The sequence below is a fragment of the Actinoplanes sp. NPDC048967 genome, assembly GCF_040649415.1.
Classification (GTDB): Bacteria; Actinomycetota; Actinomycetes; order Mycobacteriales; family Micromonosporaceae; genus Actinoplanes.
Genome location: NZ_JBEZFL010000003.1, coordinates 13,591 through 25,901 on the forward strand (window position 1 = coordinate 13,591; position 12,311 = coordinate 25,901).

A 12,311-nucleotide genomic window follows, 5' to 3' on the forward strand; every position below is an offset into this window, starting at 1 on the left:
TGCTGCGTAGGAGTGTCCGAGGCTCAACACCAGGGATAGGCACACGGTGATCACGACGGGTGAGTTGGTAGTCCCGTGACCGTCAGGCTCCGAACGCCCGCCTGGCTCTCTTCCGGCTCGCTCGCCACCCCAGCAACGGCGGTCGTGCTCAGCCGCGTTCCCACACCGCGACGGCATCCCCGTCGGGTTGCGCCACCCAGCCCAAAGCCTCGGGTCGTGCAGGGGTGCCGGTGAACGTCAGGGTGAGCGCGGCGGTGCCGGCTCCGAACCGTACCGGCCTGCTCTGCTCCGCCTCATTCTCCCAGCCCTCGGCGTCGTAGAGGATGAACATCGCCGGGTCGACGATGATCGGACGGGTGGCGGTGACCTCGAGGACGGCCGTGGCGGAGTGAGCCGACCAGGTGGTCGAGGCGAGCGTCACGGTGGCGACCGGCGTGGACCTGCGGGTGACGGTGACGATACGGCCGTTCTGCGCGAACGTGAGCGACGGATCGCTGTCCTTGATCGCCGGAGATGCCGGCACGGCCACGCGCGCCATCGGGGTGGAGGCGACCACGGCCGGCACGGGCTGCTGGCCCGCCGAAGCGACCCCGATGGAGTTGAGCGACGTGGCAGCCGCCAGGGCGATGACCACGACCGCGACGCCAAGGGGCTTCTTCATGGCCCCACCCTATCCGGACCGATCGATTCCGCCGCCTCCGGTCACGAGAATTCGGCCGAGAGCTCACCGGCCGAAAGCGGGAGAACGGTTCCGTGGGCGGGTCTGCCGGCCGAACCTCGATGACGAGACCGCCGCGTGGTGCTGTCCTGCCCGGCGGGGCAGGAGCGATTCAGCGCACCTCGCCGACAGCACCCAGAGAGTTGCACACGTACTCGCCACGGTCACGCGACAATCATGATTGCAGGGAGCAGACCCATCGACGCCTCCGACACGATTGCCCTGTGGCGGCCCACCGGGCAGGCCGAGCTCGACCTTGTCGCGGCGTCCGGATGGCAGGCTTGGCCACCACGCCTGCCCGACCAGCCGATCTTCTACCCGGTGCTCAACCGCTGGTACGCCACAAAGATCGCCCGCGAGTGGAACGTCCCTGCCGGTGGCGTCGGCTACGTGACCCGGTTCCAGGTGCAGCGTTCGTACCTGGACCGCTACGAGGTTCACCAGGCCGGTGGCTGCGACGTATTGGAGTATTGGATCCCCGCCGAGGAGCTTCCAGGTGATGACGGTCCAGCTCGAGGGGCTCGCACTCTTCTCGGCACCAGTGTGCGCTGGGCTGACCCAGTTGCCGCAACACGGTGGGGCCGTCCTCCTGCCGCCGCGGGCGCACGGCGGAAGACGATGTGCCCTCGCGCAAGTCGTGGCCGCGGTCTGCGGCATGCTGATTTGGGTGCTTGCCAGCAGGACGGCGCACCGGGCCACGCGGCGGAGAACTCACCGACGGCCAGAAGGCGCACAACCGCTCGGTCAACCGCATCCGGGCAGCCGTCGAACCCGCCATCGCGCATCTGAAGTCGTAAAAGATCCTCAAGACCGGCTACCACCGGATCACGCACGACTTCCCCGACATACTACGGACCTGTCACCATGCCGGAGATCTATCGAGCCTGGGGATGACTTCTGAATGACCTTCCTGGATGAGCGGCAACGTGGGCAGGTAGCCGGCGGTTCATCCACTTGCCTTCAGCCGGAACGCGAGGCGGCGGGGCGCCTGCACGCGATAGCTGTCCATCACCAGCTCGGCAACCTCGACCCAGTCCGTCTCGTCGTCCAGCACCATTCCCACGACATTCACTGCCCAGTCGGCCCGGAAGAACGGAGGGCCGGCATGCGCCAATGCGGCCAACTCCCCGGGCGGCACCCGGAAGGTCATCAGGATGGCCGGATCGTCCAGATCGATGTACGCCGACCCCCTCCCGTCGGTGGTGTAGACGTGCAGGAACGTCCGCCGGCGAATCCGCCACCGCAGGCCGATCCACGCCTGCTCCTCGTACGCCTCGGGCAGTGCCCCGCAGATCACCCGGAGCCGGCCCACAACGGCGGGTGGAACGTCCGCGATGTCGCTCATCTGTACCTCCCGCGCCCATCCTGCCCGCCGGGTAGGACATCAGCACATGGACCGAAGGGGTCAGCGAAGGTGAGGACACGGATCCGCACCTCGCTGTCCGGGCGGCGCTCGGCCAGGGCGTCGAGTAGGGGGCGCAGGTCGTCGAGGTTCCACCCGAGGATGCCCAGGCGCAGCACGGCGGCTTCGGCCCGGGAAAGACTGCCTGGCCCGTTTCCAGCCAGTTCCGCAGGTCGCGGTAGACCTGTCGCAGGTCGTCGCGCAGCCGCACATCGACCGACGTGACGATCCTCATCGTTCACGCCATCGAGCGATCACCATCTACCGCGAACCTCGAGAACGATCCCCGAACTAATCCAACACATCGATCAACAGAGTGCGTTGCCCCGGCAGAGTCTTCGTTGGGGTCACCGCGCCAGGCGCGGCGAACCCCCATCGACTCGAAGGCAGCACACACCCGGAGACCACCGACTGCCAACAGCGCCGACTGGAACCTGGATGGCAGGCTGTGTCGCCGGCCAACGATGAACAGCCGGCCGTGCTGCGAGTCCTGTGAGCAGACGGCACGACGGGCACAGGGCGGTGACTGAGGCGTACCGGGCATACGAGCTCGGGCCGGTGAGCCGGGTAACTTCGAGCTGGGACCGACGAGGTCGGCGTCCCGGCCGCATCACTGCCCGACCTCGACCCGTGTCGACATCGTCAACCAGAAGCAAGTGCCTGCGGCAGGCGCCGCCGGAAGATCGCAGCCTGACGGTCAAAGCTCGAACATGGGTCGAGTTGTTGAATTGTCATGCGTTTGCGTTGCTGCGTACGTATCGACGGCTCATTGTGGCGGGAGGTTCGCCTATCTATCCGACGACAGAGAAGGCGCTGACATGAACGTTCGCACCGCGTGGTCCATCATCGCGTTCGTGGCCTGCGTTCTGCTCATGGCCGCCGCTATCACGACCGCGGCCGTTTTGGGTTCAGCAGCAGGAGTCGTTCTGGCGGTGGCCGTGGGTACGCTCGTCCTGTCGTACATCGTCCGGCATGAGGCTCGAATGGCCCGCATCTACCGGCGCCGCGGCTGATCTGCCGCATCACTGGTCAGTGACCGCTGTTTCGTCATGAAACTGTCACGGGTTCGCGTGATGCTCGCGCCCGAAGGTGGCAAGTCTGGGTAGGGAGCCCGGTCCGCGTGGTTGCTGGACCGCGCCGGTTGGGACGAGGGAAGGCAGTGAACGATGGCATCGCAGAGCACCACACCGCTGGTGAAGCTCAGTGACAGCAGCAAGATCCTCAGTGATCCGGCTCAGGATCTTCGGGGCCGCACCGTGTGCGATCGAACCGGTGACGAACTCGGCAAGATCGACGATCTGCTGATCGACGAGGCCGAACGAGAGGTCCGCTTCCTGCAGATCGGGCACGGCGGCATTCTCGGCTTCGGCGTGACAACGTCGCTTATTCCGGCGACAGCGGTGACCGGGATGACCGATGACACCGTGTACGTGGGTGCGTCACGTGACCAGGTAGCCGGTGCGCCAGGATACGAGCCCACCCTTGTTGACGGTACAGAGACCTTCGACAAGTTGTACGGCTACTACGGGTACTTGCCGCGATAGGCGGGTGAGCGCACTCATGCGCATGATGTTCGTCTTGTGCCTGGGCTTCATCGTCGTGACGTTGTTCTATTTTGCGGTCCTCGGTCTCCTGCACAGGTAGCCGAACACCACCACGCCGAATTCATGGCGTGGTTGAAGCGCCTCGGCCGGCGAGCATACGAACGGCGCTGTCGGCCAGATCGGCGTCTACCTGCAGATCGAAGTGCGCGGCAGTAAGTGTCGGCCCGGTCAGAAATGATCGTTGCCCGCGGGTGATCGCGTAGCCCAGCAAGGCTGCGACGGCGCCGAGGACAGCCCCCAGCAGAGCCGCGTTGGCGATGAGCCACCACGTCGCCACGGACGCGGTGACCAGGTCGAACAATCCGAGCAGCCATCCGGTCAGGCCGCCGATGGCGAAGCCTGCTGTCGCCCCGCGACCCGTCACCTCAGCCGTGGACAGCTGGCCGGTGCCTCGCTCGACGAAGGTCAGATCCCGTCCGACGATTGTCGTGCGGTCCTCGGCAAATCCGGCATCGGTGAGGGCCTTCAAGGTCCGTACGGCGCTGTCGTGGTCGGTGTGCACCGCGATCACCCGCTGCGCTACTCCCACGTGGGCCGGCTCGGCACTTGTCGTCGATGGCCGCGCCGGATGGGACACATTCTGTCGTGGCAGTTGATCATCTTTCATGTTGTCCTCCTGTCCGTCGACCATGAAGTCTCCGGCGTAACGGGTCAGAAAACCCGTCGGATTGAAACGTCATGAACTCGACAAGCTTCCGAGCATCAATCGACATGGGTTTCGCAGCGGCGGCCGGCGCCTTCTGCCGTAAGCGGGTTGGGGAATTTGATGCAGCCGGGATTCAGCCGGGTAGCGGTGGACCTGGATGGAAACCGCCGGCCGCTGCCCTCGGACACGGGAGGATCAGATGCTCGACAACGTTCGATTGCGACCACCGAAAGGCCTCGACCGGTTCGCGGTACGGTCGATCGCAGGTTTGCTGGTCCTGGTGTCCGGCAGTGTCGGGTTCCTGTTGGTGCTGGTATTGGTCCGCGAGCAGTGGACACCGTTGTACCGCGCGGATCAGCGCGTGGCCGACAGCCTCAACGATTGGGTGGCCGGCAACGACCTGCTGCTCAACGTCCTGCGTGGCCTGACCGATTTCGGCGGTCACACGATTTTGACCCGCGTGCTGGTGCTGGCTACCGCCTACCTGCTGATCAGGCGTCAGTTTCAGCTGGCCGCCTACGTCGTCATCACGGCCGTGGGCGCTCTGGTGCTGGATCCGACCCTGAAGCTGCTCGTCGGCCGGCTACGTCCGGTGGTGGACATGCCGGTGGCGTTCGCGCCGGGCATGAGCTTCCCCAGCGGACACGCCCTCGGCTCCTTCGTCTCGTACGGCGTGCTGCTGCTGGTCTTCCTGCCGGCGGTTCGACGACGCTGGCGTGTCCCAGTGATCACAACCGCGGTGTTTCTCGTGACGGCGGTCGGCTTCACCCGGATAGCCCTCGGCGTGCACCACATCAGCGACGTTGTCGCCGGGTGGTTGCTCGGAGGCGCTTGGCTGGCCGTCACGGCGAGTGCGTTCCATCGTTGGCACGGCGATTCGCCGACCGGCGTACGGGAAGTCCGCGCCGGGCTGTCGCCCGAGGCCGGCGACCATCTACGGCCGGCCACGCATGGGCAGGGCAACCCCGCTCACCCGGGGCGCGTCGCCACCGGCCTGATAGTGGCGTGGGTGATGGTCCTTGGCATGTTGTACGGGGCGGGGCTGCTCGTCGTCCGCGTGCTGGCCGGCTCGGCGCTGCTGGCGGCCGACGAGGCCGTGGTGCGGTGGTTCGCCCAGCAACGGCGGCCTTTGCTCGATCCGATCGCCACCGTCGGCAGCAAGGTCGGCAATACGCATTGGATTCTGGCGGCGACCCTGGCCGCCGTGGTCCTCATCGTTGCACTGCGCCGACGCCTACGCCCGGTGATCTTCCTCGCTACGGTGATGCTCGGCGAGGTGACGCTGTTCCTGGTCTCCTCCAGCGCGGTGAACCGGCCGCGGCCGGACGTGCCCACTCTGGGACCGGAGATTCCGCCGACCGCCAGTTTTCCCTCGGGTCATTTCGCCGCGCCGCTGTGCCTCTACGGCGCTCTGGCTTTGCTGATCTGGCATTGGTCGCAGGGCTGGCCACGGTGGGTCGCACTAGCCTGCGCGGTGGTTGTGCCGGCCTACGTCGGTGCGGCACGACTGTACTGGGGGGTGCACCATCCCCTCGACCTTGCGGGCAGCCTGCTGCTGGCGGCGGGCTGGGTCGCCGTCTGCTGGTGGTTCATGCGCCCGGCCAGCGAGGCAGTCCAGCGGCCCGCCGCGGTCACGCCGGGTGCTCGCTGAGGGGTGCGGTGGCGTAGTGAATCGTCTGGGCCACAATGCGTCCGTCGTGGACAACGTAGGAGTCAACTCCGTCATGCACCTTGGTGTCAGTGTCCGCGCAGCGGCCCGACCAGATGAGCATTGCGACCTCTCCCCTGGTCAGTACTTGGCGGTACCGGTAGTCGCCGTCGGGCAGGTACCGGCGCAGCACACCGGCGAGTGCCCGCACCGCCTCGGTGCCGTGGTGCACTCCCTCGGCGGACAGTAGCGCCACGTCCGGGTGATAGTTGTCGCGGATGTCGCCGTCGAGGTCACCGGCCTGTCGGCACTTCAGGTGAGCGTCCAAAACCTCGCGGATGCCTCGTGGCGTCCCGTGCTTGTCGTCGGCGTTCATCGTTCCTCCGATCGGTCGATAGGTGAGGTGGCGGGCCGCGGCGTCCGCGGCCCGGCACCTCGAGCGGTCAGTACATGCCCATGCCACGGGTGGCGACCATGGGGTAAGGCAGGGTGGAGGCCATGCCCGACGTGGTGTAGGGCGGGTACCCGTAGTAGCCGTACACCTGGCCGTAGAACTCGCTCTCGTCCGTCAGCTCCGGCTCATAGCGTGGCGCCTGGGCGACCTCGGCGCCGGCCCGCCGCAGATGGACGTCCTCGTCGGTGATCCGGCTGATGGCCTCCACCGGTACGAATGACGGCGTGGCTCCGAAGCCGAGCACCCCGCCGTGCTCGACGCGCAGCATCCGGACCTCGTTGGTCTCGTTGTCGATGAGCAGGTCCTCGATCTTGCCGATCTTCTCGCCGTTGACGTCCCTGGCTGTGCGCCCGCGGATGTCCTCCGCCGGATTCGCGATGATCAGATCGGTGTCACTGAGCTTCAGCAGTTGTGCTGCATGGTTGGTCACTGTCTCGATCCTCTCGTGATATCTGTGGCGGCGTCCGTGCCCGCTGGTCGGTCCTGCCGTGCTGGATCGCGGCCATGACCTCGCGGGTGGAGACCAGCAGCGCCAGGACGACCACCGCAAGCCCGGCCCAGTTCTGCTGCACGATCACGACCGGTAAGCACAGCAGCGTGAGCAGCAGCATCACCATGACGGCGAATCGCAGCCGTCCACCGCTACGCATCGGCTGTCTCCATGGGGCACGCTGGGTGAGACATGGACGTGATCATCATCTGTCGTTTCGCTGTCCGGTCATGGTTTTCCAGCCTCGGTCCGCGACATGGCGAAGCCGCCGCAGATCCATGACGATTCACCGACGATCCACCACGTCCGATCAGATGCGGTATCCGCGGCCTCTCGCGCTATGGCCCCTCATGCAACGGGGTAGGCCCCCGCCATGATGAAGATGAGAGCAGCGATCGTGGCCGTCGTCACGCTCGTCGTGACAGCCATGGCGAGCGGGTGCCAGACCGAAGATCCGCAGGCGGTCCCTGGCGATCCCCAGGCGCCGTTCCAGGAAAGCCTCATGGGCACCAACGCGCGCGTCGGTCCGATACGGCTGATCGGCGTGCATGTGGATGCCCCATCCGACGTGCGGTACCGGCCAGGGGACGAGGCCCGGCTGTGGTTCACGGTTTTCAACGAAGCACCGACGGCCGATGTGCTGCGCTCGGTGAGCAGCCCGGTCGCCGGCACGACGCAGATCCGCTGGGATGCCGACTGTGACGGCACCGGCACCGACGTTGCGGCCTTGACGCTGCGGCCGGTACAACCCAACCCGGCGACGGCGCCTCCTGGTGTTCCCCCGTTCGACGCCTATCACGTCCAGCTCATGGCGCTGAACCGGGAGATCCTCGCGGGCAGCACCATCCCGGTGACGTTCGCTTTCGACCGTGCCGGTTCCGTCACCGTGCAAGCGCTGGTACAGCCCAGCAACGCTGTCCGGCCGGAGCCGAGCAACCGGTGTTACGCCGGCCCGTCGGCGGACCCGTCCGCTAGCGCCGCCGCCGTGACGCCGTCCGCATCCTGACCTACGGGCCCGGCCCAGCGGTGCTGCGGCCATCTGAGGCTCGGTCCCGCCTACCGGAAGGACTGATCACCATGACGCCGACCAATCTCGTCACCGCCCTGGCCCTCGGGCTCGCCCTTGGTTTCGGCGGGGTGCTCGTCGTGCCGCGTGGACGTGTGCCGTTGTGGGTGACGCCGACAACGGCGATCGCTGCGGTCCTGCTCGGCACGCTAGTCGCGAGAATTGCCGGCCTCGGCATCGGCCAGTTCAGCCCGGGCGCGCTGATCGTCCAGGTTGTCTTCGGCCTCTGCGCAGTCGTTCTGGTCGCGACTGTGGCCGATCGGAAGCCATCACGGCGCCGACGTCGTGACAACACCGCCGGCGCCGAGCCGGGCAGACAGCTTTGAGGCGGGCTGTGGATCCGGTCAGCGACGGTGCCGGGTCGACACCGTACCGGCGCCTGCTGCGGGCCGGCAAGGCTGCTGCGGCCGTACTGGTCCTGGCGGTGGCGGGTTACGTGCTGATCCGGATGCTGGTGCGGGTCGCGCCGCTGACCATGGCGGTCGTCGCCGCAGTGCTGTTGACCGCACTGATCGCACCGTTGGCCGACCGGTTCAAACGGGCGGGGATGCCGCGGTCCCTGGCGGCCTTGCTGAGCGTCGCGGGTCTGCTCGCTCTGATCGGCGCCGCGTTCTACTTCCTCGGGTACCGCGCGTCAGGCCGGCTCGACAATCCGCAGGTGCAGATCGTCCAGGGCGCCGACCGGTCGCGCGAGACGCTGGTGAGTGCACTGCCAGGCCTGAACCAGAGCCGGCTCGACGCCTGGTGGCGGTCGTCGTCCTGTTCTTCTTCGTGCGCGACGGCGACCGGATGTGGTCCTGGCTGGTCGACCTCGCGCCGTCCGCCTCGTAGCGGGCTGTGGATCGTGCCCGTCATGCCGCCTGGCGGACGCTGACGTCCTACACCCACGGCATCGTCGCGGTGGCCGCAATCGATGCTCTGGGTATCGGTGCGGCGCTGTTCCTGCTTGACGTGCCCTTGGCGTTGTCCTTGGCGGTACTGACGTTTCTCGCTGCCTTCGTACCGATCATCGGCGCGACGGTGGCCGGTGCGGCGGCGGCCCTGGTGGCCTCATCACGGTGCCCGCCTGTGCGCTGGCCTTTCACGCGGTCCTCGGCTTTCAAGACCGGGATCCGGCCGGGAGCCAGCCCGGGGCCGGCCCCGACAGCGCAAGCGAGGACGACACTGCCACGGACGCGCCCGCCGACACCGATCGTCCGAGCTCTGCGCAGCGGATCAACACCGATCCGGCCGGTGATACGGCCCCGCGACAAGACACATCTTCGCCGGCTGATGTATGTCACTCCACCCGCAGGACCACGAAGGCGACGGAGTCCAACGACCGCACGACGCTGCTCAGGCACGCGAGGTCGACCGGTTTGGTGGCGTAGCCCTGCACCGGCAGGTTCTCGCGGCGCAGGATGCCCTCGGCGACAGGCGAGTCGACCAGCAGGATCACCGGTACCGTGGCCGCCGGATGATTCTTGAGGTAACGAAGAAGATGGCGGCCGTCGCGGCCGGGAAGGTTGAGGTCGAGCAGAATGACGTCCGGTACCGGGACATGCGCGTACGGGGCGTCCCGGCGCAGGAAGGCCTGCGCCTGCGACACGGTGTGAACCGCATGGACCCGGTTCAGGACCTTGTAGGTCTCGAACGTCTCGCGGGTGTAGAGCTCCTCCGCCGGATCATCCTGCACCAGGAGGAACTCGACCGTGGTGGCCCCTGTCAACGGTCTTGCCTGAGGTGGTCGGCGAGCATTCCAACGACCGTAGATTCTCTTTCACACAGCGCCTGCACGGCATCATGACAATCGGATGACGCCGAGTCCGCGGTGAGTCGTCACGAAGCTGACATGGACTTGTGTGCGCTTCGCGCAGCTGGGCTCTTACCGTTCTGCTTGAGCATCACCTGGACGTCGACAGGCAGGCAGGCAGGTCTCATGGCAGGACGGTTCGGACGCGCAGCGGCAAGGCTGTCGTCGGCACTCACTTTGCTGGCATGCGTAACCGTGTCCGGTTGCGGCGCGTTCGACAACACGGCGCAGGCGGCACCGGAGTCCTCGTCCAAACCCGCACTGGACACGATGGAAGCCAGTGACGTGGGCGACCGGCTGACGGTGACCGCCGTGGTGACCGGCGTGTCGTCGCCCCACTCTTTCACCGTGTACGACGCGGACCTGCCCGAACGGGGACTGCTGATTCTCAGCGCGACGCCTGTGCGGACACAGGATCTGGTCACGGTGACCGGATCGGTGGTCGTTTTCGCGTTCTCCCGCTTCCAGGACGGGTACGACCTCGGCGACCGGCGGGTGTACCACCGCTTCGAGAGCCGCAAGGCTTTGATCGCGGACGAGGTCCGCACCTGGGCCGGTTCCCAGCCCCCGTCGACCGGCACGGGGTAGAGGTTCCGGCTCCTGACCGGGCCCATGAAGCTCGTACTCCAGGAGGTGGCATGTCGTTGCTCGCAGGGCGCTACCGGCTGGACAGGCCGGTGGGCAGGGGCGGCATGGCGACTGTCTGGCGCGCACACGATCAGGTGCTGCGACGTACAGTCGCGGTCAAGGTGTTGGCGGCAGGGCTCAGCGAGGATCCCCCGGAGGACGCCGTTCGCCAGGAGGCGATGATCGCCGCCCGGCTGTGTCACCCGCACATCGCCGCGGTTCACGACTACGGCGAGACGCTGAGCGACGGCCGCCGGCAGCCGTTCCTGGTGATGGAGTTCGTCGACGGCCCGACGCTGGCGGCACGCATCACCGAGGCCGGCCCGCTGCCGTGGCGTGAAGCGGCCACGGTCTGCGCGCAGGTTGCCGACGCGCTGGCGGCAGCCCATGAGAACGCCTTGGTGCACCGCGACATCAAACCCAGCAACGTCATGCTGTCGCGCGCCGGGGCAAAGGTCGTCGACTTCGGGGTAGCGGCAGGAGCCGGCGACGGCGTCACCGACAGGGCCGGTCGCATCTGGGGAACGCCGGGCTATCTGCCTCCGGAGCAGCTGGGGCCAGGCCCGGTTCTGCCCGCCGGTGACGTCTTCGCCTTGGGCGTGCTGCTGTTCGAATGCCTGACGGGCCATCCGCCGTGGAGGCCGGCGAACTCCGGTGGTGTCCTGGCCGAGCGCGCCCGCGATCCGTTACCGGAGCTACCGGACCAGGACGAGGTGCCGGACGATCTCGTCCAGTTGTATCGGCGTTGCCTGGCATCCTCGCCGGACGACCGTCCGGGTGCTCGTGAGGTCGCGACCATGTTGCAGGAGCTCGTACGGCCGGCTCCGGCTCTGCGGCCCCGGCAGCGGCCCGCTCGTCCGCCGGCGCGACCCACACCCGCCACTCGGGCAGACGTCCGGATGACCCGCCCCCGGCGGGTCGCTGGACTGAGCGCGGCTCTGTTGGCCGCGCTCTGCGCCGCCCTGGCCGTGCAGCTGACCGGAGTGGGCAACCAGCAGCCCGCTGCTCAGGCGCAGCCGGTAGAGGACGGTCTCGCCACTGCGACGGCCTGCAAGGCTGAGTACGCAAGCGTGCGCCTGCCGGACGGCTCGTTCACTGCACGTCTCGCGGTCACCAACATCGGCGGCGGCGACCTGCGGGACTGGTCCGTGCGCTTCCGGCTGCCGCAGCGTCAGCGCGTCGCCGAGGTGACCGGGGCGCGATGGTCACAGCAGAGCCGCATCGTGACCCTGACGGCAGCCGACCGGCTGGCCAGCGGCGCGAAGGCGGCGATGACGGTCCGCGGCACCTTCGATGAGCAGCAAGATGGTGTACCCGGCGCGTTCTCTGTGGGCGGTGTCCCGTGTACGCAGGCCGTCACCCGGGTGCAGACGTCCTCGACGCCCGGGCCGACGGATACAGCCACCGCCGAAAACCACTCCGGTGGGCGTGGTGCTGCCGATGAGACGGTCAAGACAGATGATCCCGGTCGGAGTTCATCATCATCGACGACAGCGTCCCACACGGTGACAGACGCGCCGATCCCGGCGCCGCACCCTTCATCCGGGCAATCCTCACGACCAGTGGAGTCGTCGGCACCCGAGGACCCGTCGGGTTCCCCAAGCTGGCCGCCGGATGGCGGAGCACCCGGGTCGCCGGCGGCTCCGGAACCGTCCAGCAGCGACGATACCCCCGCGTCGCCGCACCCGACCGGCTCTGGCGACAAAGCCGAGCAGCCCGAGCCGGACGCGACGCCGCCGAGCACAGGGCTAAAGCCACGGGCACGCTGAGGTGCCCGTTCAGTGCCGCCGATGATCTCAGATCCGGGTTTGCGGTAGTGACCGGCCCGTCCCGGAGCGAGGTCCTCGGGGGCCGCGGGAGCGAC

At 67.5% G+C, this 12,311-nt stretch carries 15 protein-coding genes and 2 pseudogenes; 10 read left to right on the forward strand and 7 right to left on the reverse strand.

The window, feature by feature from the left end:
* Positions 1-148 precede the first annotated feature (148 nt).
* On the reverse strand, positions 149-661 hold the full coding sequence (locus tag AB0C12_RS12595; RefSeq protein WP_360547189.1) for a hypothetical protein: 513 nt from the start codon (positions 659-661) through the stop codon (positions 149-151).
* Positions 662-895: 234 nt separating this feature from the next.
* On the opposite strand from AB0C12_RS12595, the pseudogene AB0C12_RS12600 reads away from it, so the two are divergent.
* Positions 896-1,210, forward strand: a pseudogene (locus AB0C12_RS12600) (ADP-ribosylation/crystallin J1); the annotation flags it as partial.
* Between the two features lie 454 nt (positions 1,211-1,664).
* Here AB0C12_RS12600 and AB0C12_RS12605 read toward each other — a convergent pair.
* Positions 1,665-2,063, reverse strand: a complete 399-nt coding sequence (locus AB0C12_RS12605) for an MmcQ/YjbR family DNA-binding protein (RefSeq protein WP_360547191.1) — start codon at positions 2,061-2,063, stop codon at positions 1,665-1,667.
* An 875-nt stretch (positions 2,064-2,938) separates the two neighbouring features.
* Between AB0C12_RS12605 and AB0C12_RS12610 the strand changes: the two genes are divergently transcribed.
* Together AB0C12_RS12610 and AB0C12_RS12615 are read left to right on the forward strand one after the other, a co-directional pair.
* Entirely contained in the window at positions 2,939-3,133 is a 195-nt protein-coding gene (locus tag AB0C12_RS12610; protein WP_360547193.1) for a hypothetical protein, read from the forward strand.
* 153 nt (positions 3,134-3,286) lie between these two features.
* Entirely contained in the window at positions 3,287-3,664 is a 378-nt protein-coding gene (locus AB0C12_RS12615) for a PRC-barrel domain-containing protein (protein WP_360547194.1), read from the forward strand.
* A 121-nt stretch (positions 3,665-3,785) separates the two neighbouring features.
* Here the strand turns inward: AB0C12_RS12615 and AB0C12_RS12620 are convergent, their stop codons facing one another.
* Positions 3,786-4,355 carry a general stress protein gene (locus AB0C12_RS12620; RefSeq protein ID WP_360547196.1) on the reverse strand — a complete coding sequence of 190 codons (570 nt, stop codon included), beginning with the start codon at positions 4,353-4,355 and terminating at the stop codon, positions 3,786-3,788.
* A gap of 214 nt (positions 4,356-4,569) precedes the next feature.
* On the opposite strand from AB0C12_RS12620, the gene AB0C12_RS12625 reads away from it, so the two are divergent.
* Positions 4,570-6,021, forward strand: coding sequence for a phosphatase PAP2 family protein (locus tag AB0C12_RS12625; RefSeq protein WP_360547198.1), 1,452 nt, complete (start codon positions 4,570-4,572; stop codon positions 6,019-6,021).
* Here the strand turns inward: AB0C12_RS12625 and AB0C12_RS12630 are convergent.
* From AB0C12_RS12630 to AB0C12_RS12640, 3 genes are all read right to left on the reverse strand, one after another.
* Positions 6,002-6,394, reverse strand: a complete 393-nt coding sequence (locus AB0C12_RS12630; RefSeq protein ID WP_360547200.1) for a nuclear transport factor 2 family protein — start codon at positions 6,392-6,394, stop codon at positions 6,002-6,004. The genes AB0C12_RS12625 and AB0C12_RS12630 overlap by 20 nt on opposite strands.
* Positions 6,395-6,461: 67 nt before the next feature.
* Positions 6,462-6,902, reverse strand: coding sequence for a PRC-barrel domain-containing protein (locus AB0C12_RS12635; RefSeq protein WP_360547202.1), 441 nt, complete (start codon positions 6,900-6,902; stop codon positions 6,462-6,464).
* Positions 6,865-7,089, reverse strand: coding sequence for a hypothetical protein (locus tag AB0C12_RS12640; protein ID WP_360547204.1), 225 nt, complete (start codon positions 7,087-7,089; stop codon positions 6,865-6,867). Before AB0C12_RS12640 ends, AB0C12_RS12635 begins: the two co-directional genes overlap by 38 nt.
* A gap of 270 nt (positions 7,090-7,359) precedes the next feature.
* On the opposite strand from AB0C12_RS12640, the gene AB0C12_RS12645 reads away from it, so the two are divergent.
* From AB0C12_RS12645 to AB0C12_RS12660, 4 genes and pseudogenes are all read left to right on the forward strand, one after another.
* Complete coding sequence (locus AB0C12_RS12645) at positions 7,360-7,968, forward strand: copper chaperone PCu(A)C (protein ID WP_360547206.1); 609 nt, start codon at positions 7,360-7,362, stop codon at positions 7,966-7,968.
* Between the two features lie 71 nt (positions 7,969-8,039).
* Entirely contained in the window at positions 8,040-8,354 is a 315-nt protein-coding gene (locus tag AB0C12_RS12650; protein ID WP_360547207.1) for a GlsB/YeaQ/YmgE family stress response membrane protein, read from the forward strand.
* A complete protein-coding gene (locus tag AB0C12_RS12655; RefSeq protein WP_360547209.1) occupies positions 8,351-8,902 on the forward strand; it encodes a hypothetical protein in 552 nt (183 codons plus the stop codon). The genes AB0C12_RS12650 and AB0C12_RS12655 overlap by 4 nt, the downstream gene beginning before the upstream one ends.
* 26 nt (positions 8,903-8,928) lie before the next feature.
* Positions 8,929-9,018 (forward strand): annotated as a pseudogene (locus AB0C12_RS12660) (hypothetical protein); the annotation flags it as partial.
* Positions 9,019-9,307: 289 nt separating this feature from the next.
* On the opposite strand, the gene AB0C12_RS12665 reads toward AB0C12_RS12660, so the two are convergent.
* Complete coding sequence (locus AB0C12_RS12665; protein WP_360547211.1) at positions 9,308-9,736, reverse strand: response regulator; 429 nt, start codon at positions 9,734-9,736, stop codon at positions 9,308-9,310.
* A 168-nt stretch (positions 9,737-9,904) separates the two neighbouring features.
* Between AB0C12_RS12665 and AB0C12_RS12670 the strand changes: the two genes are divergently transcribed.
* Both AB0C12_RS12670 and AB0C12_RS12675 read left to right on the forward strand, forming a co-directional pair.
* Complete coding sequence (locus tag AB0C12_RS12670; RefSeq protein ID WP_360547212.1) at positions 9,905-10,408, forward strand: hypothetical protein; 504 nt, start codon at positions 9,905-9,907, stop codon at positions 10,406-10,408.
* 50 nt (positions 10,409-10,458) lie between these two features.
* Positions 10,459-12,216, forward strand: coding sequence for a protein kinase (locus tag AB0C12_RS12675; RefSeq protein ID WP_360547214.1), 1,758 nt, complete (start codon positions 10,459-10,461; stop codon positions 12,214-12,216).
* Positions 12,217-12,311 lie beyond the last annotated feature (95 nt).